The sequence below is a fragment of the Novosphingobium sp. KA1 genome (assembly GCF_017309955.1).
Lineage (GTDB): Bacteria > Pseudomonadota > Alphaproteobacteria > Sphingomonadales > Sphingomonadaceae > Novosphingobium.
The window spans coordinates 2,433,985-2,454,049 of record NZ_CP021247.1; the positions used below are offsets into that span (position 1 = coordinate 2,433,985).

Consider the following 20,065-nt stretch of genomic DNA (forward strand, 5'->3'; position numbering starts at 1 on the left):
CATGGGTCATAAGAGCAATCCGATCGGTCTGCGTCTGCAGATCAACCGTACCTGGGACAGCCGCTGGTTCGCGGAAGGCCGGGACTACGGCAAGCTGCTTGAGGAAGACCTCAAGATCCGCAAGTTCATCGTCGCGAAGCTGCCCCAGGCCGCTATCTCGAAGGTGGTCATCGAGCGTCCGGCCAAGCTGTGCCGCATCTCGATCTACGCAGCCCGTCCCGGTGTGATCATCGGCAAGAAGGGTGCTGACATCGAGAAGCTCCGCAAGGAGCTGGCCACGATGACCGGCAGCGAAGTGAAGCTGAACATCGTCGAAATCCGCAAGCCGGAAATCGACGCCAAGCTCGTCGCTCAGGGCATTGCCGATCAGCTGATCCGTCGTGTGGCCTTCCGCCGTGCGATGAAGCGTGCGATGCAGTCCGCGATGCGTCTGGGCGCCGAAGGCGTCAAGATCATGTGCGGTGGCCGTCTCGGCGGCGCTGAAATCGCCCGCGTCGAGCAGTACCGCGAAGGTCGCGTGCCGCTTCACACGCTGCGTGCGAACATCGACTATGCTGAAGCCGAAGCGCTTACCGCGTACGGTATCATCGGCATCAAGGTCTGGATCTTCAAGGGTGAGATCCTGGGCCACGACCCGACGGCGCAGGACCGCCTGATGCTGGAGGCTCAGACCTCCGGCGTTCGTCCCGCGCGTTGAGGCTTAGGATAGAGTAAGCACCATGCTGCAACCGAAGAAGACCAAGTTCCGCAAAGCCTTCAAAGGCCGGATCAAGGGTGATGCCAAGGGTGGCACCGACCTGAACTTCGGCTCGTACGGCCTCAAGGCCCTCGAGCCGGAGCGGATCACCGCTCGCCAGATCGAAGCGGCCCGCCGCGCGATCACGCGTCACATCAAGCGCCAGGGCCGTCTCTGGATCCGCGTTTTCCCCGACGTGCCGGTTTCGAAGAAGCCTGCTGAAGTCCGTCAGGGTAAGGGCAAGGGTTCGGTCGAATACTGGGCTGCCCGTGTCAAGCCGGGCCGCATCCTGTTCGAACTGGATGGCGTCGCTGGCCCGCTCGCAGCCGAGGCGTTCAGCCGTGCTGCGATGAAGCTGCCGATCAAGACCAAGGTCGTTGCTCGCCTCGGCGACACCTCGCACCTTGGCGGCGAGTAAGGAAGTCGAATCATGGCTAACAAGATCGAAGACCTTCGCGCCAAGACCGACGACCAGCTCACCGCTGATCTCGTCGACCTGAAGCGCGAACAGTTCAACCTGCGGTTCCAGGCCGCGACCAGCCAGCTTGAGGCGCCTGCGCGCATCAAGCAGGTGCGTCGCGACATCGCCCGCATCAAGACGCTCCAGGCTGAGCGCGCAGCGAAGGCCTGAGGAGAAACACGATGCCCAAGCGTATTCTGATCGGGACCGTCGTTTCCGACAAGACCGACAAGACCGTGACCGTGCTGGTCGAGCGCAAGGTGAAGCACCCCCTCTACGGGAAGATCATCCGTCGCTCGAAGAAGTACCACGCTCACGACGAAGACAACGCCTTCAAGACCGGCGAACGCGTCCGGATCGAGGAGACGAAGCCCTACTCGAAGACCAAGACCTGGAAGGTTCTTGACCGTCTTCAGGCGAGCAAGGGCACGGCGCTGGAAGCCGAGGTCTAAGAGTTTCGGGGGTGCCTTCGCGGCGCCCCCGTCTCGCTTTCCGGAGCAAGCTGCGGGACACGCGGCGTATTCCGGAGGGCCTCGAAAGCCTCGGCCTCAGGGTCGTACACAAGTGTTGACCTCGACGGAGGAATGCGGCAAAGGGCCGCACTTCGCCGGTAAGGGCGACTCGGGCCCCGTGTGGGCCTGTCTTTTTAGGAACTGCCGGACTTGTTCCGGCAAGCCAGTTGAGAAGGACTCGGATCGATGATCCAGATGCAATCCAATCTCGACGTCGCGGACAACAGCGGCGCAAAGCGCGTCCAGTGCATCAAGGTGCTGGGTGGCTCGAAGCGTCGTTTCGCAGGCGTCGGCGACATCATCGTGGTGTCGATTAAGGAGGCGCAGCCCCGCGCTCGCGTCAAGAAGGGCGACGTTCACCGTGCGGTGATCGTTCGTACCAAGAAGGACGTGCGTCGCGCTGACGGCAGCGTGATCCGCTTCGACGGCAACGCCGCCGTGCTGATCAACAAGAACGAGGAGCCGATCGGCACCCGTATCTTTGGCCCAGTCGTGCGCGAGCTTCGCGGCCGTGGCTTCATGAAGATCATCTCGCTTGCTCCGGAGGTGCTGTAATGGCTGCCGCGAAGATCAAGAAGGGTGACTCCGTCGTCGTCCTGTCCGGCAAGGACAAGGGCCGCACCGGCACCGTGCTTCAGGTTCTCCCGAAGGACGCCAAGGTCGTCGTCGAGGGCGTGAACGTCGCTACCAAGCACCGCAAGCCGACCCAGCAGAACCCGCAGGGCGGTATCGAGCGCACTCCGGCTCCGATGGCGATCAGCAAGGTTGCAGTCGCGGACAAGGACGGCAAGCCGACCCGCGTTCGCTTCGAAGTCAAGGACGGCAAGAAGGTCCGCGTGGCCGTGAAGTCCGGGGAGACCATCGATGGCTGATTACACTCCGCGCATGCGCACTCGCTATGACGACGCGATCGTCAAGGCGATGACCGAGAAGTTCGGTTACAAGAACGCGATGGAAGTGCCCAAGATCGAAAAGATCACGCTCAACATGGGTGTGGGCGAGGCGAGCCAGGACAAGAAGAAGGTCCAGACCGCCGCTGTCGAAATGGAAGCCATCGCTGGTCAGAAGCCGGTGATCACCAAGGCCCGCAAGTCGATCGCACAGTTCAAGCTGCGCGAAGGCATGCCGATTGGCTGCAAGGTGACCCTGCGTCGCGAGCGTATGTACGAATTTCTCGACCGTCTCATCACGATCGCGATGCCCCGCATCCGCGACTTCCGTGGCCTGAACCCCAAGTCGTTCGACGGCCGCGGCAACTACGCGATGGGTCTCAAGGAGCAGATCATCTTCCCGGAGATCAGCTACGACAAGATCGAGAAGGTGCGTGGTATGGACATCATCGTCACCACCACCGCTAAGACCGACGAAGAAGCACGCGAACTGCTGCGTCTTTTCGGTTTCCCGTTCCCGGCCGAAGCGGCTTCGGAACAGAAGGAAGCGGCGTGAGCCGCTGATAGAGAGAGCTTAAGTCCATGGCGAAACTGAGTTCCGTGAACAAGAACGAGCGTCGCAAGAAGCTCGTCAAGAAGTATGCAGGCAAGTACGAGCGCCTCAAGGCGGTCGCTGCTGATGAATCGCTCGATGAAACCGAGCGTCTCATTGCTCGCCTGAAGCTGGCCGAGATCCCGCGCAACGGCAACCCGACCCGGGTCCGCAATCGCTGCGCTACGACCGGCCGTCCGCGCGGTTATTACCGCAAGTTCGGCCTCTGCCGCGTCGAGCTGCGTGATCTTGCCAACAAGGGCATGATCCCCGGCGTGACCAAGTCGAGCTGGTAAGGGTTAGAAGCAATGGCATTGACCGATCCCCTGGGTGATATGCTCACCCGCATCCGCAACGGCCAGCAGGCGAAGAAGGACTCGGTTCTTTCTCCCGCCAGCAAGCTGCGTGCGCGCGTGCTCGAAGTTCTGCAGCGTGAAGGTTACATCCGTGGTTTCAGCGATGACGCCACTGGTGCCCACCCGCAGCTGCGCATCGAGCTGAAGTATTTCGAGGGCGAAGCCGCTATCAAGCACATCGCCCGCGTCTCCAAGCCTGGCCGCCGCGTCTACTCGGGTTCGAAGGAACTCCCGGTTGTGCGCAACGGTCTCGGCATCACCATCGTTTCGACGCCGCGCGGCGTGCTCTCGGATGCCGAAGCACGTTCGCAGAACGTCGGCGGCGAAGTGCTGGCGGAGGTGTTCTGATGAGCCGCATCGGCAAAAAGCCGGTTGTGATCCCTGGCGGGGTTACTGCCGCCATCGACAATGGCGTCCTCAGCGTCAAGGGCCCCAAGGGCACCCTGACCCTGGGTCTGTCGGACCTCGTGACCTACGCGGTCGAAGAAGGTTCGATTGCCGTTCAGCCTGCCAACCAGTCCAAGGCTGCCCGCAGCCACTGGGGCATGCAGCGCACCCTCGTCTCGAATCTGGTTGAAGGCGTTACCAACGGCTTCTCCAAGGTCCTCGAGATCAAGGGCGTCGGCTACCGTGCCGCGGCTCAGGGCAAGAACCTGAAGCTGCAGCTCGGCTACTCGCACGACGTCGACATCGCTGTGCCGGAAGGCATCGAGGTCAAGACCCCGGATAACACCACGGTCGAGATCTCTGGTATTGACAAGCAGAAGGTCGGCCAGCTTGCGGCCGAAATTCGCCGCTGGCGCAAGCCCGAACCCTACAAGGGCAAGGGTATCAAGTACCGTGGCGAGTTCATCTTCCGCAAGGAAGGGAAGAAGAAGTAATGGCCAAGCTTTCCCTTTTTGCGCGCCGCGCTCGTCGCGTCCGCACGGCCCTGAAGGCCCGTTCGGGTGGCCGTCCTCGCCTGTCGGTGCACCGCACCGGCCGTCACATCTATGCGCAGATCATCGACGATGCGCAGGGCCGTACGCTGGCCGCCGCCAATACCCTTGGCGGCAAGGGCACCGACAAGGATGCCGCTACCCGCGTTGGCAAGGAACTCGCCGAGGCCGCCAAGAAGGCGGGTGTTACCTCGGTAGTGTTCGACCGTGGCGGTTTCCTCTTCCATGGCCGCGTCAAGGCGCTGGCCGAAGCCGCCCGTGAAGGCGGGCTGGAGTTCTGATCATGGCTGACGCAAACACCGAAATCCAGACCGACGTCCCGGCCGAAGGCGGCCAGGAAGTCCGTGAAGGTCGCGGTCGCGGTCGCGGCCGTGGCGAACGCGGCGAGCGTGGCGGCCGTGGCCGTCGCGACGACCGCCGTGGCGGCCGTGGCAACAACGAGGAAGAACAGGGCGAGGAGCTCATCGAGAAGCTCGTCCACATCAACCGCGTTTCGAAGACCGTGAAGGGCGGTAAGCGCTTCGGTTTCGCAGCTCTCGTCGTCGTTGGCGACGGCAAGGGCCGCGTCGGCTTCGGCCACGCCAAGGCTCGCGAAGTGCCTGAAGCGATCACGAAGGCCACTGCTTCTGCAAAGAAGAAGATGGTTCGCGTGCCGCTCAAGGACGGTCGCACCCTGCACCATGACGGCAAGGGCCACTTCGGCGCCGGCAAGGTGAACGTGCGTACGGCTCCCGCTGGTACCGGCATCATCGCCGGTGGCCCGATGCGCGCCGTGTTCGAGAGCTTGGGTGTCCATGACGTCGTGACCAAGTCGGTCGGCACCTCGAATCCGTACAACATGATCCGCGCCACCTTCGACGCGCTGACCAACCAGACTTCGCCGAAGTCGGTTGCCCAGCGTCGTGGCAAGAAGGTCGCTGACCTTCTGGGTCGTGGCGGCGCCAGCGAGGCAGAGGCGGAAGCCGCTGCCGAAGCCATCGCGGAGTAATCAGTCATGGCGAAGATCAAGATCAAGCAGATCGGTTCGCCGATCCGTCGTCCCGAGAACCAGAAGAAGATCCTGATCGGTCTGGGCCTCGGTAAGATGCACAAGATCGTCGAACTGGAAGACACTGCGGAAGTCCGCGGTGCGATCGCCAAGCTTCCGCACATGGTTGCGGTGGTCGACTGATCGACCGGCCTTATGGCTGTTATGAAAGGGCTCCGGTGGAAACGCCGGGGCCTTTTTATTTGCCAGGTTGAGGCGTTACTTAGGGAAAAGGGTTGGGTCCGTTAACCAAGATCGGATATTCGTGGGCCTGAAAGAGGCTGCTTTGGACGGGGCTTTGTTATCGAACTGCGTTAGGGCGGTGAGTTCAGCCGCGACTTGTGATGCCTCGCAGGATCGCGATCGTGCGTCTTCTTTTGGTCGAAAGTGTTGGGGCTGGGCTAAGTTGGCACCGGCAAGCCTGTTCTTGGTTGTCGCCGGGTTGCTTCGGGCAAGCACTTTCGGTGATCCGAATGTCCACATCGACGAGGTCTTCTACCAGACGGTAGGCATTGCCATGCACCATGGTGCCATTCCGTATGTGGACGTGTGGGATCGGAAGCCATGGGGGCTGTTCTTTGTCTATTATCTGATAACGGGCCTGTCAGATGCGCCTCTTGCCTACCAGGCGGTGGCAACGGTTTTCGCGGCAGGGACGGCTCTTATTATTTCGCGCATCGCGGCCCGCTGGCATGGGGAGAAGGCCGGGATCTTTTGCGGTCTTGGCTATCTACTCTGGCTGGAACAGGCACAGGGTTTCTTTGGCCAGGCGCCGATCTGGTATAACTTGTTCGTGGCCAGCGCTGCTCTGCTGATTTTGGAGTGCGCGGCTAGCCTGAGCGAAGGCAGGGTTGACTGGCGGAGCTTCGCGGCGATGGTGATGGGCGGTTGTGCGATCACGATTAAGCAGACCAGCCTGTTCGAATGTGTCTGGCTTGGTCTTTATGCAACGCACGTGCTGTGGCGTGGGCCGCACGGGAGCCTGTGCAAGACGGCCATCATTGCGGGGTGGTTGTTGGTTGGTGCGTTGCCTACACTCGCCATTGCTGCTGGGTACGGCTTGGCGGGCTATGGAACGATTTGGCTACAAGCGATGATCGGTGCGAACTTGCACAAGCCTATCGACACAGCGTCCTCGATGATCCGAGCGTTGATCATGTTCGTGATGCTGGCGCCATTCATTATGTTGTTTGTGCTGAGCTTGCCGACGATGGCTCGGGAGGAGCGCAGGTTTCTGGCAGGTTGGTTGCTGGCGGCGCTCATGGGGCTAGTTTCGGTTCCGAACTTCTATCTCCATTACGCGCTCCCGATTCTCGTGCCGTTGTCGGTAGCTGCAGGAGGGTTCCTCGCCGGGCGATGGACGGGGGCGCTGGCATTGGGGGTGCTGGTGTTCCTGGCAATGCGCGACACGCAGGCGTTGGATTTCGAGCATGCCCAGCGTTCCCGTGCGGCTATTGATGCGCTGGCGACTGCCGTCAAGAGGCACGACGATGGATCGCCGTTGTTCGTCTATGACGGGCCTGTGCAGCTTTACGCACTTACGGGCCATCGTTTTGTGACGCCGCTCGTGTTCACGCCGCATCTTGCCCAGGCGATCGAGCGAGACGTCAGTCATCTGTCGACGCTGGGAGAAGTGCGCCGGGTTTTGGCGGAGCGGCCGGGGACGGTGGTGCTGGCCAGTAAGCCTTGGCAAGGCCCGGTGAACTGGGAGACGTTGGTTCCGGTGCGCGCTTATGCCTTGCGCAATTGCCGTCTGGTCGCGCGGGTGATGACCCCCTCCTGGCTTCATGAAGAAACGATCGACGTCTGGGGCGACTGCAATCGGCGGAATTGAGTGTAGACCGGGCGAAAAGCTGTGGTTTGGCGTAAGTCATGCTCCACTATCGTTGGAGAGTTGTGCTAAGCGCGCCGGTCTCCGGCAACGGAAACCCGTCGACACCAATGCATTCCCTGGGGGACACCTTGCTTCGCAGGACCATAGCGGCCTCTTTGCTGATTATTGCCACACTCGCCGTATCGGCTTGTAGCGGAGGCGGATCGAGCGAGGACGAGACTTATGTCGAGGAAAGCCCCGCAGCGGAGCCGCCTTGCGCCGATCCGTTGGCGGATCCGGTTACGCTGGAGCGCTATCGCAGTGCCGATCGCACCTTGAAGGCGACGCTTGCTGCCGGTCGCGCTGATCCTATAGAAGAAGCGCAGAAGGCAATCGCCGCCGGAGATTTCCGACTGGTTGCGGCGGTCACGGTCGAGGGGATCGACACGCGCGAGTTCGGTGCGCTCTGCGCCCTGCGTGGCGGTCTCAATCCGCGTATGGCGCGGGTGGTGACATATTATGGTGAGGACGGCGAGCCCTCGCCGGTTCCCAGCCTTGAACCTGGCGACCAGCCTTCGGATATCGCCAGCGGCACGCCGGATAGTGCCCATGGCGACGGGCTCGTAGCCTTCGCGCGCGCGTTCAATGAAGCCCTGATTAGTGATCCGGCCTATCCCTATCGAGACGTATGCCGCGTGCTTGAACCGCAGGACGCCGATGCCGCGGGCAAGGACGTCGGTTCGGCGCATGGCGCGATGGTCCGTGCCGTCAGTGAGGCGCCTAAACGTGATTACGGCTTTCCTGATCTTGGCCCGCTCTCAATCGGAGCGACACTCGCCGACGCTGCCCGGCGCGGTAACGTTGCCGCGATGCGACGCATGCTCGACGGTGAAGCCCGCAGCCAGAAGAAGGGGATCGCGTCTACGAAGCCGGGTGCCGAGGTGGCCCAAAGTTCTATTATTCTTGATGCGCCGGACCTGTTCGGAATGACGCCGCTTGCATGGGCAATGGCTTACCGTCGGGGGGATGCTGTGCGTTTCCTGCTGGCTCGTCATGCCAGCCCGTCGGGCGCCCAGTGCCAGGCTCTCGTTGATCGCGATTCTCCGATGCAAATCGCGCGTTCGATGGGATGGCTGGGCATGGTGCGGCGGATGAAGCCGATGGTTTCGTCTGAGGACTATGCTGCATTGGCCGAAGGACCGAAGCTTGCCGATGGAAGCAAGGGCACCTTCAACAGCGAACTGGCGAAGCTCGGTGATCGCTATGGCACCATTTTTAACAAGGACGAAATGACGCGCCACTCGCTCACCTTCAAGGTGGATGCGATGGGCAAGATGGCGTCCTGCGAGTTCACGCCGAAGAGCGTGTCGCCGGAATTCGATGCCGAGATCTGCAAGCTGGGCCGCGCGGTGCTCGAATGGTTGCCTGGACGCGATTCGGAAGGGCGTCCGGAAGGTGGAGAAGGCAAGGTGATGATCCGCTTGCGGGGGGCGTGAAGTGCCTTTTGGCCTGCGCAAAGCCGATTTTCGGGCCTTGTCGCGCCCATTAAGGGGTGACAAGCCTTAATCTTTCCCCTAAGCGGCGCCCTCCTTAAAGCGCGATTTAAAGCGAAAGCGAGTGCAGATTATGAAACTGAATGACATCCGTGACAACGCCGGCGCCCGTCACCGCCGCATCCGCGTGGGCCGTGGCATCGGTTCGGGCAAGGGCAAGACTGCCGGCCGCGGTCAGAAGGGTGCGAAGGCGCGCTCGGGCGTTTCGATCAACGGCTTCGAGGGCGGCCAGATGCCGCTCCACATGCGTCTTCCGAAGCGCGGCTTCAGCAACAAGAAGTTCGCCAGCGACTACGCCGAAGTGAACCTGGGCATGATCCAGAAGGCGATCGATGCTGGCAAGCTCGATATCGCGAACACCGTTGACCACGCCGCCCTTAAGGGTGCAGGTCTCGCTCGCGGCGGCAAGGATGGCGTGCGCCTCCTCGCCAAGGGTGAACTGACCGCCAAGGTCACCTTCAACGTCGCCGGTGCCTCGAAGGGCGCTGTTGCCGCCGTCGAGAAGGCTGGTGGTTCGGTGATCGTTCCTGTCAAGGAAACCGCCGAGGCCTGAGGCCGAGCGGTATCGCATCCGCGATAGCTCATAGGGAGAGGGCGGGCGCCGGGCGCTTCGCCCTCTCTTCGTTCCGGGCAATCGGATATCCGATTCCAAGGGGCAATGACAGGTAGGGGTCTTTCAGACCTTGGACGAATGTCTATATGAGCGGACCAGAACCGGGGTTCGACAAGCCTGCGCGCAGTCGCTAAGGCAAGTGCGAACCGACTATTCGAGGCATTACCAATCGTCATGGCTTCTCGCGCCGACAACGTTGCCAGCTCGCTGAACCTGGCCAATTTCTCGAAGGCCACCGAACTCAAGAACCGTATCTGGTTCACGATCGGTGCGCTTATCGTCTTCCGCTTCCTGAGCTTCGTGCCGCTCCCGGGCGTCAACCCGGTGATTCTCGCCAAGCTCTACGACAAGACCCAGGGCGGCATTCTCGACCTGTTCAACACTTTCTCGGGTGGTTCGCTTTCGCGCATGAGCCTGATTGCGCTCGGCGTGATGCCTTACATCACCGCCTCGATCGTGGTTCAGCTGGCCGCGGCCCTGCACCCGGCGCTGATGGCGCTGAAGAAGGAGGGCGAAGCCGGCCGCAAGAAGCTCAACCAGTACACGCGCTACGGTGCGGTGCTGCTTTGCGCGATCCAGGGCTGGTTCCTGGCCGTGAGCCTTGAAGCCTACGGCGCGTCGAGTGGTCTGCCTGCCGTCGTCGATCCGGGCCTCGTGTTCCGCGTCGGGGCGGTTATCTCGCTGGTTGGCGGAACCATGTTCCTGCTGTGGCTGGGTGAGCAGATCACCGCGCGCGGCATCGGCAACGGCGTTTCGCTGATCATCATGGCTGGTATCGTCGCGCAGATGCCGACGTTCGCCAGCAACCTTGGCCAGGCATACAGCGCCGGCGATACGGGTTCGATCCTGATTATCGCGCTCATCGTGCTGCTGGTCGGCATGATCCTGGGTATCTGCTTCTTCGAGCGCGCCCAGCGCCGCCTGCTGATCCAGTATCCCAAGCGCGCAACCCAGCGCGGCATGATGCAGGCCGACCGCAGCCACCTGCCGCTCAAGCTGAACACAGCTGGCGTCATTCCACCCATCTTCGCCAGCTCGTTGCTGTTGTTGCCGCTGACGATCACGCAGTTCGCCGGCAAGTCGCTCAATCCCGATTCGTTCGGTGGCAAGCTTGTCATCACGCTCAACCAGTACCTTGGTCACGGCAAGCCGCTCTACATGGCGCTTTATGCAGGCGGCATCATCTTCTTTTCGTTCTTCTACACCGCCGTCGTCTTCAATCCCGAAGAGACTGCCGAGAACTTGAAGAAGAATGGCGGCTTCATCCCCGGCATCCGTCCGGGCAAGAACACTGCCAACTATCTGGACTACGTGTTGACGCGCGTGACCGTGATTGGCGCGCTGTACCTGACCGTGGTTTGCACCGTTCCCGAGTACTTCCTCTCGATGACCGGTCTGCCGCTGCTGTTCATGGGCGGCACCAGCCTGCTGATCGTCGTCAACGTAACGGTCGACACCATCACCCAGATCCAGTCGCATTTGCTGGCGCACCAGTATGGCGACCTGATCAAGAAGGCCAAGCTGAAGGGACGTCTGCGCTGAATGCGGTGCAGACCAGGGATAATTGAGGGGTTAAGGCGTGAATATCATCCTGTTGGGCCCGCCGGGGGCGGGCAAGGGCACCCAGGCGCAGCGTCTGGTTGAAAAGCACGGCATGCGCCAGCTTTCGACTGGCGACATGCTGCGCGCCGCCGTCAAGGCGGGGACGCCCACCGGCCTGGAAGCGAAGGCGGTCATGGATCGCGGCGAACTGGTTTCGGACGCGATCGTTTCGGCGTTGATCGGTGAGGAACTCGATGCGATGGGCGTCGGCGTTGGCGCGATCTTCGACGGCTATCCGCGCACGGCGGCGCAGGCCGAATCGCTCGACGAGATCTTGTCGGCACGCGGTCGCAAGCTCGACCATGTGGTGGAACTCGAAGTGAACGAAGACGCGTTGGTTGAGCGCATTACCGGTCGCTTCACTTGCTCCACGTGCGGCAAGGGCTACCACGACAAGTTCGAGCAGCCCAAGTTCCCGGGTGTGTGTGACAAGTGCGGCGGTACCGAGTTCAAGCGTCGTCCGGACGACAATGCCGAGACCGTGCGCACGCGCATGGCCGAGTACCGAGCCAAGACCGCGCCGATCCTGCCGATCTACGAGGAGCGTGGGATCGTCTCCAAGGTCGACGGAATGGCTGAGATGGATGATGTGGCAGCCGCCATCGAGGCGGCGCTCAAATCCTGATGCATCAAGGGGCTCGCGGAATACCGCGGGCCCTTTTCGCATCCGGAATGGGGCGCTAGGCTTGCGGTGTCGCCGGGCTTGTCGTGTCATGTCCCGGATGTTTCGACGGGGCAAACGATGATGAATTCTGCAAGGTACGCGGCGTTGGCGCTGGCTGCATGGGGTGTGGCTTTTACCGGCGCGGCTGAGGCCAAAGTGCAGGAAGTAAGCGAGCGCGGGATCGTCCTGCGCTACGTTGCCCATGTGTCGGTCGGGCCGGAAGAGAGCTGGGCGGTGTTGGTGAAGCCGTCGCAGTGGTGGGATTCGGAGCATACCTATTCGGGTGATGCGGCCAATCTCACGCTTGATGCCCGGCCTGGCGGCTGTTTCTGCGAAGTGCTGCCGGCCGCCGCTGGGGCCGAGGGAGGTGCGCGTGGCGGCGTGGAGCACATGCGGGCCATCTACGTTGACAAGGGCAGGGCGCTTCGGCTCTCGGGCGCGCTCGGGCCGCTGCAGGCCGACGCGGCGGTGGCAACGCTGACCTTCCAGTTCAAGCCGGATGAGACCGGGACGCAGGTTCTCGTCGAATACGTGGTCGGCGGTTATTTCCGCGGTGACCCGGCAAAGCTGGCGCCGATGTTCGACGGCGTGCTGGGCGAGCAGGTGGGCCGTCTGGTGGAGAAACTGGGGGGCTCATTCGCGGCGGCGTTCCGGCCGGAAACGATGGACGAGGGTATTCCTGAAGCGGCCGCCGTGCCTGCCGAGCTGGCCGGGCCGCCAGTGCCCAAGGCGGACGGCAAGGCGCGGATCATCGGTCGTTGACGGGGAGAAATGCCGCGCCATTGTACGCAGGTGATTGCGCGCGCGGCGCTTTCTTTGACTGCGCCGGCGGAATGCGGTATAATCCATCTATCATGGGTGCCGCGCGACCCGCCGAAGAGCGGCAGTGCATCCGTCGGCCAGTGCGCGCGCTTCGTCGCGCCGATGAGGTCGCACATCGGGCCATGCAGCCCGAGCGCTGGAGTCGAGGTTTGCAGGCGTTGACATGCCTTGCGAATCGGTCTAAGCGCGCCGTTCACTTGACACTTGCGGCAAGTCCGGATGGCGCAGGCAACCATGTTGCTGTGCTCCGGACCTTTTGCCATTTCGGCAGTTTCAGGTGTTTGAGCGTTGAGATGGGAAAGCCCGAAAGGGCATTCCTGTGGAGCATGGAGAATTAAGTGGCTCGTATTGCAGGGGTAAATCTCCCCACCAACAAGCGCGTTATCATCGCGCTGACCTATATCCATGGCATCGGTCGTACCAAGGCCCTGGAAATCGCTGATAAGCTGGGCATTGATCACAGCCGGCGCATTCAGGACCTGTCGGACGCGGAAGTCCTGCAGATTCGCGAAACCATCGACGCTGAGCACACCGTCGAAGGCGACCTTCGTCGCGAAACCGCGATGAACATCAAGCGTCTGATGGACCTCGCCTGCTACCGTGGCCTGCGTCACCGCAAGGGTTTGCCGGTTCGTGGCCAGCGCACGCATACCAATGCGCGCACCCGCAAGGGCAAGGCCAAGCCGATCGCCGGCAAGAAGAAGTAAGTCGCCTTTCGGCTTCTTTCCCGCAGCGACTAATCTACAGGATATACGGACATGGCACGCGAACCCCAGCGCATTAAGCGCCGCGAACGCAAGAACATCACCAGCGGCATCGCCCACGTGAATGCTAGCTTCAACAACACCATGGTGACCATCACCGACGCCCAGGGCAACGCGATCTCGTGGTCCTCGGCCGGCATGATGGGCTTCAAGGGCAGCCGCAAGTCGACTCCCTACGCCGCGCAGGTCGCCGCTGACGACGCCGGCAAGAAGGCCGCCGAACACGGCGTGCGCACCCTTGAAGTCGAAGTCAAGGGCCCAGGTTCGGGCCGTGAGAGCGCGCTGCGCGCCCTCCAGGCTGTCGGCTTCACCATTACCTCGATCCGCGACGTGACGCCGATCCCGCACAACGGTGTTCGTCCGTCGAAGCGCCGTCGCGTCTGATCGAGCTAATACGGACGGCGAACCGGTCGCCGTCCGACTTCGGAACGTCCCGGGCCTTTCCACCAGGCTTCGGGGCGTAACCGCCATCACTCCCAGGGGAAGTCCATGACTGTCAACATCAAGAACTGGCAGGAACTCAAGAAGCCGAACAGCCTTGAGATCAAGCCGGGACCCGACCCCAAGCTGAAGGCGACCTTCATCGCCGAACCGCTGGAGCGTGGCTTCGGCCTGACGCTCGGCAACGCGCTGCGCCGCGTGCTGCTCTCCTCGCTTCAGGGAGCCGCGATCACCTCGATCAAGATCGAGAACGTCCTTCACGAGTTCTCGTCGCTGGCCGGCGTTCGCGAAGACGTCACGGACATCGTCCTCAACGTCAAGCAGATCGCGCTCAAGATGCAGGGCGAAGGCCCGAAGCGTCTCCAGCTCTCGGCCACTGGCCCAGGCGAAGTGAAGGCCGGCGACATCGCCGTGTCGGGCGATATTGAGGTCATGAACAAGGACCTCGTGATCTGCCACCTCGACGATGGTGCGGTCCTGAACATGGAACTCACCGCCGACACCGGCAAGGGCTACGTCCCCGCCGTGTCGAACCGTCCCGTTGATGCGCCGATTGGTCTTATCCCGGTCGACTCGCTCTACTCGCCGGTCCGTCAGGTCAGCTACAAGGTCGACAATGCCCGTATCGGTCAGGAACTCGACTACGACAAGCTGAGCCTCACGGTCGAAACCGACGGCACTGTCACCCCGGAAGACGCCGTTGCCTATGCAGCGCGCATTCTTCAGGACCAGCTCGCGCTGTTCGTCCACTTCGAGGACATTGCCCCGGTTGGCGCTTCGCCGATGATCGGTATGGCTGCTGGCGGCGCTACTGCTTCGGAGGAGAGCGACACCAACCAACTCAACCGCTACCTCCTCAAGAAGGTGGACGAGTTGGAACTGTCGGTCCGTTCGGCCAACTGTCTCAAGAACGACAACATCATCTACATCGGTGATCTGGTCCAGAAGACCGAAGCCGAGATGCTGCGCACGCCGAACTTCGGCCGCAAGTCGCTCAATGAGATCAAGGAAGTCCTTTCGTCGATGGGCTTGCGCCTCGGCATGGATATCCCGGGCTGGCCGCCCGAAAACATCGAAGAGATGGCTAAGAAGCTGGAGCAGGAACTGCTCGGCTGATTGGCATTGTCGATACCGAATTGAAGAGGGCCTCGCGGGAAACTGTGGGGCCTTTTTCTTTGGCCATTGGCTGCATGAGATGTGCGCTTCATCTGCATTAAAAGATCATTTTGGGGTGGGAGGTGCCGCGTCTACCAAGTGGTGATGCACGATCATTCCAAATGCAACGCCACGTTTAGCCTGCGCGCCCGGCTAACGAGTTTAGGTTTCGCGTGGCGTGGGCTTTGCCTGATGGGCGTACGGGAGCATAATGCGTGGGTGCATTTAGCCGCGTCGATAGGTGTCGTGGGCGGCGGACTGGGCTTGAATGTTTCGGCACGAGATTGGTGCGCGCTGCTGCTCGCCATGGCGCTGGTGTGGCTCGCAGAGGCATTCAACACCGCGATCGAGACCCTGTGCGATCGGGACGAGCCAGGGTTTGATGAGGCGATCAGGAACATCAAGGACATCGCGGCAGGAGGAGTTTTGATCGCTGCGGTCGCGGCGGCGGCTGTCGGATTTTTGACGCTCGGGCCACCGCTTCTTGTCTTACTGACATGAGGGAATGAATTGCAACACTTGACTCTCACGCGGTTTTCGTATTGAGCGCGCCTTCACACATACCGGCTTTGGGCGATGGCCGTACCACATCGCCAGGCAGGCAGTACCTTGAACGGCTGTCTGACGAACGGAGAAAAAGACATGCGTCATAAGTATGGTCAGCGTAAGCTGCAGCGTACCTCGGGTCACCGCGCCGCGCTGCTGCGCAACATGGCTGCCGCGCTCATCAAGCATGAGCAGATCCAGACCACTACGCCCAAGGCGAAGGAACTTCGCCCCTATCTCGAAAAGCTGATTACGCTCGCGAAGCATGGTGGCCTTTCGAACCGTCGTTTGGCGCATGCTCGCCTGATGGACGAGGTACAGGAAAAGAAGCTCTTCGAAGTGCTGGCAGAGCGTTATGCCGGCCGTGCTGGCGGCTATACCCGTATCATCAAGGCTGGCATTCGCGCATCGGATGCCGCTCCGATTGCGATCATCGAGCTCGTCGACCGTGATATTTCGGAAAAGGGCAAGGACTCTGGTCCGGTCCTGACCGACGAAAACGAATACGCTGAGGCCTGATCGGGTGGGGTGCCCTCCGTGACCTTTTTAGGGGCAGGGTCGGGGCAAAAATTGTAAAGGGCGGTTACGGGTGACGAACTCGTAACCGCCTTTTTCTGTTTGGCGACGAGGCGGTTAATCGGAGCATGACGAGATGGAGGTCGCTCTGAACGCTGAGGCTAGAAGCTACGCTCGATTCGTTACGACATTCAAGGCAGGGCATGATAGCGTCCCCTCCAATGGCAATGAAACGGATTCATGTGCGTCGGTTCGAACGTCTGTGTGGTGATGATTTAAGGGGCTGGGAAGGTGGCCCGGCTTGATCAGGTGGGATCATCCGATGGCTCGAAATGGACGAAAATAGGGGCGCGAAAACAAGAATCGATTCAGTCTAGACGGATCATGCTCTATCGGCCCCCTCCGGGCCATTGTGGACAGGCAGACCTAGTGACCAGTGGATAGCGGCGCCGCGCAGAGTAAAGCCTGCTGCGGCAGCCAGCGCCCAGCTAAGGCTCGCCGATAGCCCCACAGTGATGCCCGCCGCAGCTAGCGCAGCGGCCAGTGCGGCAGCAGTCACATAAAGTTCTGGCCGCATTAGGATGGAGGGACGACCGGCCAAAACGTCGCGAATAATCCCACCTACACAGCCGGTCACAACACCCATGAGAATAGCGGGGGCAACCGGGACGCCCCAAGCGAGGGCCTTGATCGTGCCGAATACCGCGTACACGGAGAGGCCCAATGCGTCGGCCCATTCCAGTAGGCGGCCCTGCCACCACCTGACTGGCGTCAACCACGCGAGCAGCGCAACGGCGAGGCACACCGGTGCAACGTATTGGTCGCGGATCCAGAACACCGGCGCGCCAATGAGCAGGTCGCGCAAGGTGCCTCCGCCGACTCCAGTCATCAGCGCGAAAAAGGCGGCGGTGATAAATGTTTGACGCATTTGTACGGCTGAAAGTGCGCCGGACAGTGCGAAGACAGCAATGCCGAATAAGTCGATTACCGGTGGGAGTACAGGGTTAAGGGGCGGATCCATGGTCAACATGTCTGTAGCATAGGTCCGTTGGGCAGGCTTCGGAAAGAGGGCCCGCTGCGCGACAGTGTGGATCGCACTCCAGCGGCAATCAAGAGGATATCCGCTATCTGATGATCCAGCGTAAGCTGATGCCCGAAGTCTTGGGTGTTCTGGGGGGCGACGAACAGAATGCGAATTCCCATTGCCTGACGGCTGAACGTTCCGGAACAGTACGATTGTTATATCTCGTAATTGTTCGTTGCAGGCGCCGCGCGTTGCAGTGCCATTTAAGTGCCGTTTTGCTGTGCCGTAGACCATACTGCCATGTGCATGCCTGCAGCTCCGCATCGGTGGTCTGTCTGCTCTGAAACGACCGGCCTACCACGCTGGGGAGTGGAGTAGGAAGTGCATAAGCGCTTCCCCTCCCCGAACCGTACGTGCACCTTTCAGCGCATACGGCTCTCCATTCAACCTTGGCCCAAGGCCATGGCGACATCATGATAGCGAGAAGTGACGGTGTTTCGGAGTTCGTCCCTGAAGATGTAGGGGTTTCGTTCCGGGTTCCGCCACCGCAACTGCATCTTCTGGCTAGGTGTTTGGTCCCAGCATGTGATCGGCTGAACGATAAAGCCCTCGGGCTTTGATTTCCAGAGTTGTTCGATGGCCTCGTAAGGCGTCCTGAACTTCAGAGCGACATTCTTGGCATACCGCGCATTCACGCGGATGACGTGGAAACCATGCTCCTCCAACACTTCGAACGCTGGGATCCATTAGGCGGCGGTAGATTCCATCGCCAGGCTTGTGACGCAGCACGCTTTGAACCAGCGCGCCATATCATGCAGGTCACCGGTGAATGTGTTGAATGCGCGTACGGGCCGATCATCGGCGCCGGGATTGACCGCTGCCATGTCCAGGGGGGATCCGATATCGATCGTCGCCGCGCCCGGCACAATCATCGGCATATCGCCGACTTTCGCCGCTTTTTATCTACTCATTCCTCATCTCCTCCAGAATGGGGGGCATGGGCGATGCAAACCGTCATTTTCCTAATCGGGATCACCGCTGTGCGGCGCCACCACTCTCAAGTGCGTAACTGCTCACAGACTACGTTTTTTAACGGGGTATCATGCCACCAATATGCGAACGGCCGCAGCCCTCCTGGTGAGCCGCATAGCACGGCCCGTTTCTCGCGCGCGCAGGCGGGCTAAACCCGCGACCGTTTTTTAGAATGTCGCGCTCCTCGGTCGTCCGGGCAAGCTCGCGCTTCAACTGATGGATCTCGGCATCCTTGCAGGCATCGCCAGACACCACCTTCGCCAGTTGCCGCTTCCAAGCGCACAGTGAATGCTGACTGACGCCGCGCCGCGCGGATACCTCCGCTACCGGATACCGACGTTCGGTGATCTGGGCCACCGCATCACGCTTGAACTCATCGCTGAAATTAGGCTCCCCTTCGTCGTCTCCAGCCCTTAAAATTAGGATAGAAGGCGTCCAGAAATCTAGGGGCTACTCATTTTGAACCGAAAAAGGCCGGTGGCGCTTCTGCGCCACCGGCCTTTGCTTGCCTTCTGGGAAGGGCCGCCGATCAGATGTGGATCGGCTTGCCGGTGACGGCCATGGCCGCTTCCTTGATCGCTTCCGAGTGGGTCGGGTGCGCGTGGCAGGTGTAGGCGATGTCTTCCGAGGTCGCGCCGAATTCCATGGCCTGCGCAGCCTGGGCGATCATCGTGCCCGCCACCGAGGCGATACACCACACGCCGAGCACGCGGTCGGTTTCAGCGTCGGCGATCACCTTCACGAAGCCATCGGGCTCGTGGTTGGTCTTGGCGCGCGAGTTGGCGAGCATCGGGAACTTGCCGACCTTCACGCCGCCGCGAGCCTTGGCGGCTTCTTCGGTCAGGCCCACGCCGGCGATTTCGGGCTGCGTGTAGACCACGCCCGGGATCACGTCGTGGTTTACGATGCCGGTCAGGCCCGCGATGTTCTCGGCCACGGCGATGCCTTCGTCTTCGGCCTTGTGCGCGAGCATCGGGCCGGGGATCACGTCGCCGATAGCCCATACGCCGGACACCTTGGTGCCGAAGTCGTGGTCGGTCTCGATCTGGCCGCGCTGGTTGAGTTCGAGGCCGATGTTCGCGAGGCCGAGGCCGTCGGTGTTCGGCTTGCGGCCGATGGCGACGAGCACGACGTCCGCGTCGATCACTTCGGCAGCGCCGCCGGCGGCGGGCTCGACAGTGACCTTGGCAGCCTTGCCTTCAACCGCAACGCCGGTGACCTTGGTCGAAAGCTTGAGCGTCATACCCTGCTTCTTGAAGATCTTGGCGGCTTCCTTGCGGACGTCGAGGTCCATGCCGGGGAGCAACTGGTCGAGGAATTCGACAACGGTGACTTCCGCGCCGAGACGGCGCCAGACCGAACCGAGTTCGAGGCCGATCACGCCGCCGCCGATGACGACCATCTTCTTCGGGACGGAGGCCAGTTCCAGCGCGCCGGTCGAGTCCACGACCACGCCGCCGGCGTTGTCGATCTCGACGCCCGGAAGCGGGGTGACCGAGGAACCGGTGGCGATCACGATGTTCTTGGCGGTGACGGTCTTGCCGGCAACCTCAACGCTATGCGCGTCCTTGAACTGGGCGAAGCCCTTTAGCCAGTCGATCTTGTTCTTCTTGAACAGGAACTCGATGCCGCCGGTCAGGCCCTTCACGGCGTCCTTGCGCTGGCCCTGCATGGTGTCGAGGTCAAGCTCGGGGGTCACCTTGATGCCCATCGCCGCCATCGCGCCGCCCTTGGCCGCGTCGAAGTATTCCGAAGCGTGGAGCAGCGCCTTCGAGGGGATGCAGCCGACGTTGAGGCAGGTTCCGCCCAGCGTCTCGCGGCCTTCGGCGCAAGCGGTCTTCAGACCAAGCTGCGCGGCGCGGATCGCTGCGACATAGCCGCCAGGGCCGGCACCGATGACAAGGACGTCGTAATCGTAATCAGCCATTGTTCAGGCCTCCGTACGCTCGTGCTTCGCACTAATCGCAACGAGCGGAAAATAGTCATTGGATCTCACGTGAAAACCCCGC

General features: G+C 61.5%; 27 protein-coding genes and 2 pseudogenes. 24 read left to right on the top strand and 5 right to left on the bottom strand.

What is annotated here, in order from left to right:
• The first annotated feature begins 1 nt into the window (after nt 1).
• From rpsC to rplQ, 24 genes are all read left to right on the top strand, one after another.
• A complete protein-coding gene (gene rpsC / locus CA833_RS11695) occupies nt 2-697 on the top strand; it encodes a 30S ribosomal protein S3 (RefSeq protein WP_142635107.1) in 696 nt (231 codons plus the stop codon).
• A gap of 22 nt (nt 698-719) precedes the next feature.
• The gene (gene rplP, locus CA833_RS11700) at nt 720-1,154 is read left to right on the top strand and encodes a 50S ribosomal protein L16 (RefSeq protein ID WP_021233439.1); all 435 of its coding nucleotides are present in this window, start codon (nt 720-722) and stop codon (nt 1,152-1,154) included.
• Between the two features lie 12 nt (nt 1,155-1,166).
• Nucleotides 1,167-1,367 carry a 50S ribosomal protein L29 gene (gene rpmC, locus CA833_RS11705; protein WP_142635105.1) on the top strand — a complete coding sequence of 67 codons (201 nt, stop codon included), beginning with the start codon at nt 1,167-1,169 and terminating at the stop codon, nt 1,365-1,367.
• A gap of 11 nt (nt 1,368-1,378) precedes the next feature.
• Nucleotides 1,379-1,648 carry a 30S ribosomal protein S17 gene (rpsQ, locus tag CA833_RS11710; RefSeq protein ID WP_054440320.1) on the top strand — a complete coding sequence of 90 codons (270 nt, stop codon included), beginning with the start codon at nt 1,379-1,381 and terminating at the stop codon, nt 1,646-1,648.
• Nucleotides 1,649-1,894: 246 nt separating this feature from the next.
• Nucleotides 1,895-2,263, top strand: coding sequence for a 50S ribosomal protein L14 (rplN, locus tag CA833_RS11715; protein WP_142635103.1), 369 nt, complete (start codon nt 1,895-1,897; stop codon nt 2,261-2,263).
• Nucleotides 2,263-2,580, top strand: coding sequence for a 50S ribosomal protein L24 (rplX, locus tag CA833_RS11720; protein WP_142635101.1), 318 nt, complete (start codon nt 2,263-2,265; stop codon nt 2,578-2,580). Before rplN ends, rplX begins: the two co-directional genes overlap by 1 nt.
• Nucleotides 2,573-3,154 carry a 50S ribosomal protein L5 gene (gene rplE / locus CA833_RS11725; protein WP_142635097.1) on the top strand — a complete coding sequence of 194 codons (582 nt, stop codon included), beginning with the start codon at nt 2,573-2,575 and terminating at the stop codon, nt 3,152-3,154. The genes rplX and rplE overlap by 8 nt, the downstream gene beginning before the upstream one ends.
• Nucleotides 3,155-3,180: 26 nt before the next feature.
• Nucleotides 3,181-3,486 (top strand): 30S ribosomal protein S14, encoded by a 306-nt coding sequence (gene rpsN, locus CA833_RS11730; RefSeq protein ID WP_086490047.1) that lies wholly within the window; start codon nt 3,181-3,183, stop codon nt 3,484-3,486.
• A 12-nt stretch (nt 3,487-3,498) separates the two neighbouring features.
• Nucleotides 3,499-3,894, top strand: coding sequence for a 30S ribosomal protein S8 (rpsH, locus tag CA833_RS11735; protein ID WP_142635095.1), 396 nt, complete (start codon nt 3,499-3,501; stop codon nt 3,892-3,894).
• Complete coding sequence (gene rplF / locus CA833_RS11740) at nt 3,894-4,427, top strand: 50S ribosomal protein L6 (protein ID WP_142635093.1); 534 nt, start codon at nt 3,894-3,896, stop codon at nt 4,425-4,427. The genes rpsH and rplF overlap by 1 nt, the downstream gene beginning before the upstream one ends.
• Complete coding sequence (rplR, locus tag CA833_RS11745) at nt 4,427-4,765, top strand: 50S ribosomal protein L18 (RefSeq protein ID WP_207078134.1); 339 nt, start codon at nt 4,427-4,429, stop codon at nt 4,763-4,765. Before rplF ends, rplR begins: the two co-directional genes overlap by 1 nt.
• Before the next feature lie 2 nt (nt 4,766-4,767).
• Nucleotides 4,768-5,472, top strand: coding sequence for a 30S ribosomal protein S5 (gene rpsE / locus CA833_RS11750; RefSeq protein WP_142635091.1), 705 nt, complete (start codon nt 4,768-4,770; stop codon nt 5,470-5,472).
• A 6-nt stretch (nt 5,473-5,478) separates the two neighbouring features.
• Nucleotides 5,479-5,655, top strand: a complete 177-nt coding sequence (gene rpmD / locus CA833_RS11755; protein WP_142635089.1) for a 50S ribosomal protein L30 — start codon at nt 5,479-5,481, stop codon at nt 5,653-5,655.
• Between the two features lie 262 nt (nt 5,656-5,917).
• On the top strand, nt 5,918-7,345 hold the full coding sequence (locus CA833_RS11760; protein WP_207078135.1) for a hypothetical protein: 1,428 nt from the start codon (nt 5,918-5,920) through the stop codon (nt 7,343-7,345).
• A gap of 38 nt (nt 7,346-7,383) precedes the next feature.
• A complete protein-coding gene (locus CA833_RS11765) occupies nt 7,384-8,820 on the top strand; it encodes a hypothetical protein (RefSeq protein WP_207078136.1) in 1,437 nt (478 codons plus the stop codon).
• A 130-nt stretch (nt 8,821-8,950) separates the two neighbouring features.
• The gene (rplO, locus tag CA833_RS11770; RefSeq protein WP_207078137.1) at nt 8,951-9,430 is read left to right on the top strand and encodes a 50S ribosomal protein L15; all 480 of its coding nucleotides are present in this window, start codon (nt 8,951-8,953) and stop codon (nt 9,428-9,430) included.
• A gap of 234 nt (nt 9,431-9,664) precedes the next feature.
• Complete coding sequence (gene secY, locus CA833_RS11775; protein WP_142635081.1) at nt 9,665-11,032, top strand: preprotein translocase subunit SecY; 1,368 nt, start codon at nt 9,665-9,667, stop codon at nt 11,030-11,032.
• Nucleotides 11,033-11,069: 37 nt separating this feature from the next.
• Complete coding sequence (locus CA833_RS11780; protein ID WP_207078138.1) at nt 11,070-11,717, top strand: adenylate kinase; 648 nt, start codon at nt 11,070-11,072, stop codon at nt 11,715-11,717.
• Nucleotides 11,718-11,834: 117 nt separating this feature from the next.
• On the top strand, nt 11,835-12,518 hold the full coding sequence (locus tag CA833_RS11785; RefSeq protein WP_242526052.1) for an SRPBCC family protein: 684 nt from the start codon (nt 11,835-11,837) through the stop codon (nt 12,516-12,518).
• Nucleotides 12,519-12,916: 398 nt separating this feature from the next.
• A complete protein-coding gene (gene rpsM / locus CA833_RS11790) occupies nt 12,917-13,285 on the top strand; it encodes a 30S ribosomal protein S13 (protein ID WP_142635077.1) in 369 nt (122 codons plus the stop codon).
• A 51-nt stretch (nt 13,286-13,336) separates the two neighbouring features.
• On the top strand, nt 13,337-13,726 hold the full coding sequence (gene rpsK / locus CA833_RS11795) for a 30S ribosomal protein S11 (RefSeq protein ID WP_007011846.1): 390 nt from the start codon (nt 13,337-13,339) through the stop codon (nt 13,724-13,726).
• Between the two features lie 105 nt (nt 13,727-13,831).
• Nucleotides 13,832-14,899: a DNA-directed RNA polymerase subunit alpha gene (locus CA833_RS11800; RefSeq protein WP_142635074.1), complete on the top strand. Its 1,068-nt coding sequence runs from the start codon at nt 13,832-13,834 to the stop codon at nt 14,897-14,899.
• A gap of 144 nt (nt 14,900-15,043) precedes the next feature.
• Nucleotides 15,044-15,439, top strand: coding sequence for a diacylglycerol kinase family protein (locus tag CA833_RS11805; protein ID WP_207078139.1), 396 nt, complete (start codon nt 15,044-15,046; stop codon nt 15,437-15,439).
• Nucleotides 15,440-15,580: 141 nt separating this feature from the next.
• Complete coding sequence (gene rplQ, locus CA833_RS11810; protein ID WP_142637825.1) at nt 15,581-16,003, top strand: 50S ribosomal protein L17; 423 nt, start codon at nt 15,581-15,583, stop codon at nt 16,001-16,003.
• Nucleotides 16,004-16,382: 379 nt separating this feature from the next.
• Here rplQ and CA833_RS11815 read toward each other — a convergent pair whose 3' ends face one another.
• The 5 genes and pseudogenes from CA833_RS11815 to lpdA form a co-directional block, all read right to left on the bottom strand.
• Complete coding sequence (locus tag CA833_RS11815) at nt 16,383-17,021, bottom strand: trimeric intracellular cation channel family protein (RefSeq protein ID WP_207078140.1); 639 nt, start codon at nt 17,019-17,021, stop codon at nt 16,383-16,385.
• Between the two features lie 567 nt (nt 17,022-17,588).
• Nucleotides 17,589-17,707 (bottom strand): annotated as a pseudogene (locus CA833_RS11820) (IS481 family transposase); the annotation flags it as partial.
• A 63-nt stretch (nt 17,708-17,770) separates the two neighbouring features.
• Nucleotides 17,771-17,962, bottom strand: coding sequence for a hypothetical protein (locus tag CA833_RS11825; RefSeq protein WP_207078141.1), 192 nt, complete (start codon nt 17,960-17,962; stop codon nt 17,771-17,773).
• Between the two features lie 253 nt (nt 17,963-18,215).
• Nucleotides 18,216-18,476, bottom strand: a pseudogene (locus CA833_RS11830) (transposase); the annotation flags it as partial.
• A 109-nt stretch (nt 18,477-18,585) separates the two neighbouring features.
• A complete protein-coding gene (lpdA, locus tag CA833_RS11835; RefSeq protein WP_142635068.1) occupies nt 18,586-19,983 on the bottom strand; it encodes a dihydrolipoyl dehydrogenase in 1,398 nt (465 codons plus the stop codon).
• Nucleotides 19,984-20,065 lie beyond the last annotated feature (82 nt).

What these genes read in the sequence shown, in the direction of transcription:
- secY (WP_142635081.1), top strand. Translation starts at nt 9,665, where the DNA reads ATGGCTTCTCGCGCCGACAACGTTGCCAGCTCGCTGAACCTGGCCAAT.
- rplE (WP_142635097.1), top strand. Translation starts at nt 2,573, where the DNA reads ATGGCTGATTACACTCCGCGCATGCGCACTCGCTATGACGACGCGATC.
- CA833_RS11800 (WP_142635074.1), top strand. Translation starts at nt 13,832, where the DNA reads ATGACTGTCAACATCAAGAACTGGCAGGAACTCAAGAAGCCGAACAGC.
- CA833_RS11815 (WP_207078140.1), bottom strand. Translation starts at nt 17,021, where the DNA reads ATGGATCCGCCCCTTAACCCTGTACTCCCACCGGTAATCGACTTATTC.
- rpmC (WP_142635105.1), top strand. Translation starts at nt 1,167, where the DNA reads ATGGCTAACAAGATCGAAGACCTTCGCGCCAAGACCGACGACCAGCTC.
- rpsN (WP_086490047.1), top strand. Translation starts at nt 3,181, where the DNA reads ATGGCGAAACTGAGTTCCGTGAACAAGAACGAGCGTCGCAAGAAGCTC.
- rplO (WP_207078137.1), top strand. Translation starts at nt 8,951, where the DNA reads ATGAAACTGAATGACATCCGTGACAACGCCGGCGCCCGTCACCGCCGC.
- rplR (WP_207078134.1), top strand. Translation starts at nt 4,427, where the DNA reads ATGGCCAAGCTTTCCCTTTTTGCGCGCCGCGCTCGTCGCGTCCGCACG.
- rplF (WP_142635093.1), top strand. Translation starts at nt 3,894, where the DNA reads ATGAGCCGCATCGGCAAAAAGCCGGTTGTGATCCCTGGCGGGGTTACT.
- lpdA (WP_142635068.1), bottom strand. Translation starts at nt 19,983, where the DNA reads ATGGCTGATTACGATTACGACGTCCTTGTCATCGGTGCCGGCCCTGGC.
- rpsH (WP_142635095.1), top strand. Translation starts at nt 3,499, where the DNA reads ATGGCATTGACCGATCCCCTGGGTGATATGCTCACCCGCATCCGCAAC.
- CA833_RS11765 (WP_207078136.1), top strand. Translation starts at nt 7,384, where the DNA reads ATGCTCCACTATCGTTGGAGAGTTGTGCTAAGCGCGCCGGTCTCCGGC.
- rpsE (WP_142635091.1), top strand. Translation starts at nt 4,768, where the DNA reads ATGGCTGACGCAAACACCGAAATCCAGACCGACGTCCCGGCCGAAGGC.
- CA833_RS11805 (WP_207078139.1), top strand. Translation starts at nt 15,044, where the DNA reads ATGCACGATCATTCCAAATGCAACGCCACGTTTAGCCTGCGCGCCCGG.
- rpsK (WP_007011846.1), top strand. Translation starts at nt 13,337, where the DNA reads ATGGCACGCGAACCCCAGCGCATTAAGCGCCGCGAACGCAAGAACATC.
- CA833_RS11785 (WP_242526052.1), top strand. Translation starts at nt 11,835, where the DNA reads ATGATGAATTCTGCAAGGTACGCGGCGTTGGCGCTGGCTGCATGGGGT.
- rpsQ (WP_054440320.1), top strand. Translation starts at nt 1,379, where the DNA reads ATGCCCAAGCGTATTCTGATCGGGACCGTCGTTTCCGACAAGACCGAC.
- rpmD (WP_142635089.1), top strand. Translation starts at nt 5,479, where the DNA reads ATGGCGAAGATCAAGATCAAGCAGATCGGTTCGCCGATCCGTCGTCCC.
- CA833_RS11825 (WP_207078141.1), bottom strand. Translation starts at nt 17,962, where the DNA reads ATGCCGATGATTGTGCCGGGCGCGGCGACGATCGATATCGGATCCCCC.
- rplP (WP_021233439.1), top strand. Translation starts at nt 720, where the DNA reads ATGCTGCAACCGAAGAAGACCAAGTTCCGCAAAGCCTTCAAAGGCCGG.
- rpsC (WP_142635107.1), top strand. Translation starts at nt 2, where the DNA reads ATGGGTCATAAGAGCAATCCGATCGGTCTGCGTCTGCAGATCAACCGT.
- rplX (WP_142635101.1), top strand. Translation starts at nt 2,263, where the DNA reads ATGGCTGCCGCGAAGATCAAGAAGGGTGACTCCGTCGTCGTCCTGTCC.
- rplN (WP_142635103.1), top strand. Translation starts at nt 1,895, where the DNA reads ATGATCCAGATGCAATCCAATCTCGACGTCGCGGACAACAGCGGCGCA.
- rplQ (WP_142637825.1), top strand. Translation starts at nt 15,581, where the DNA reads ATGCGTCATAAGTATGGTCAGCGTAAGCTGCAGCGTACCTCGGGTCAC.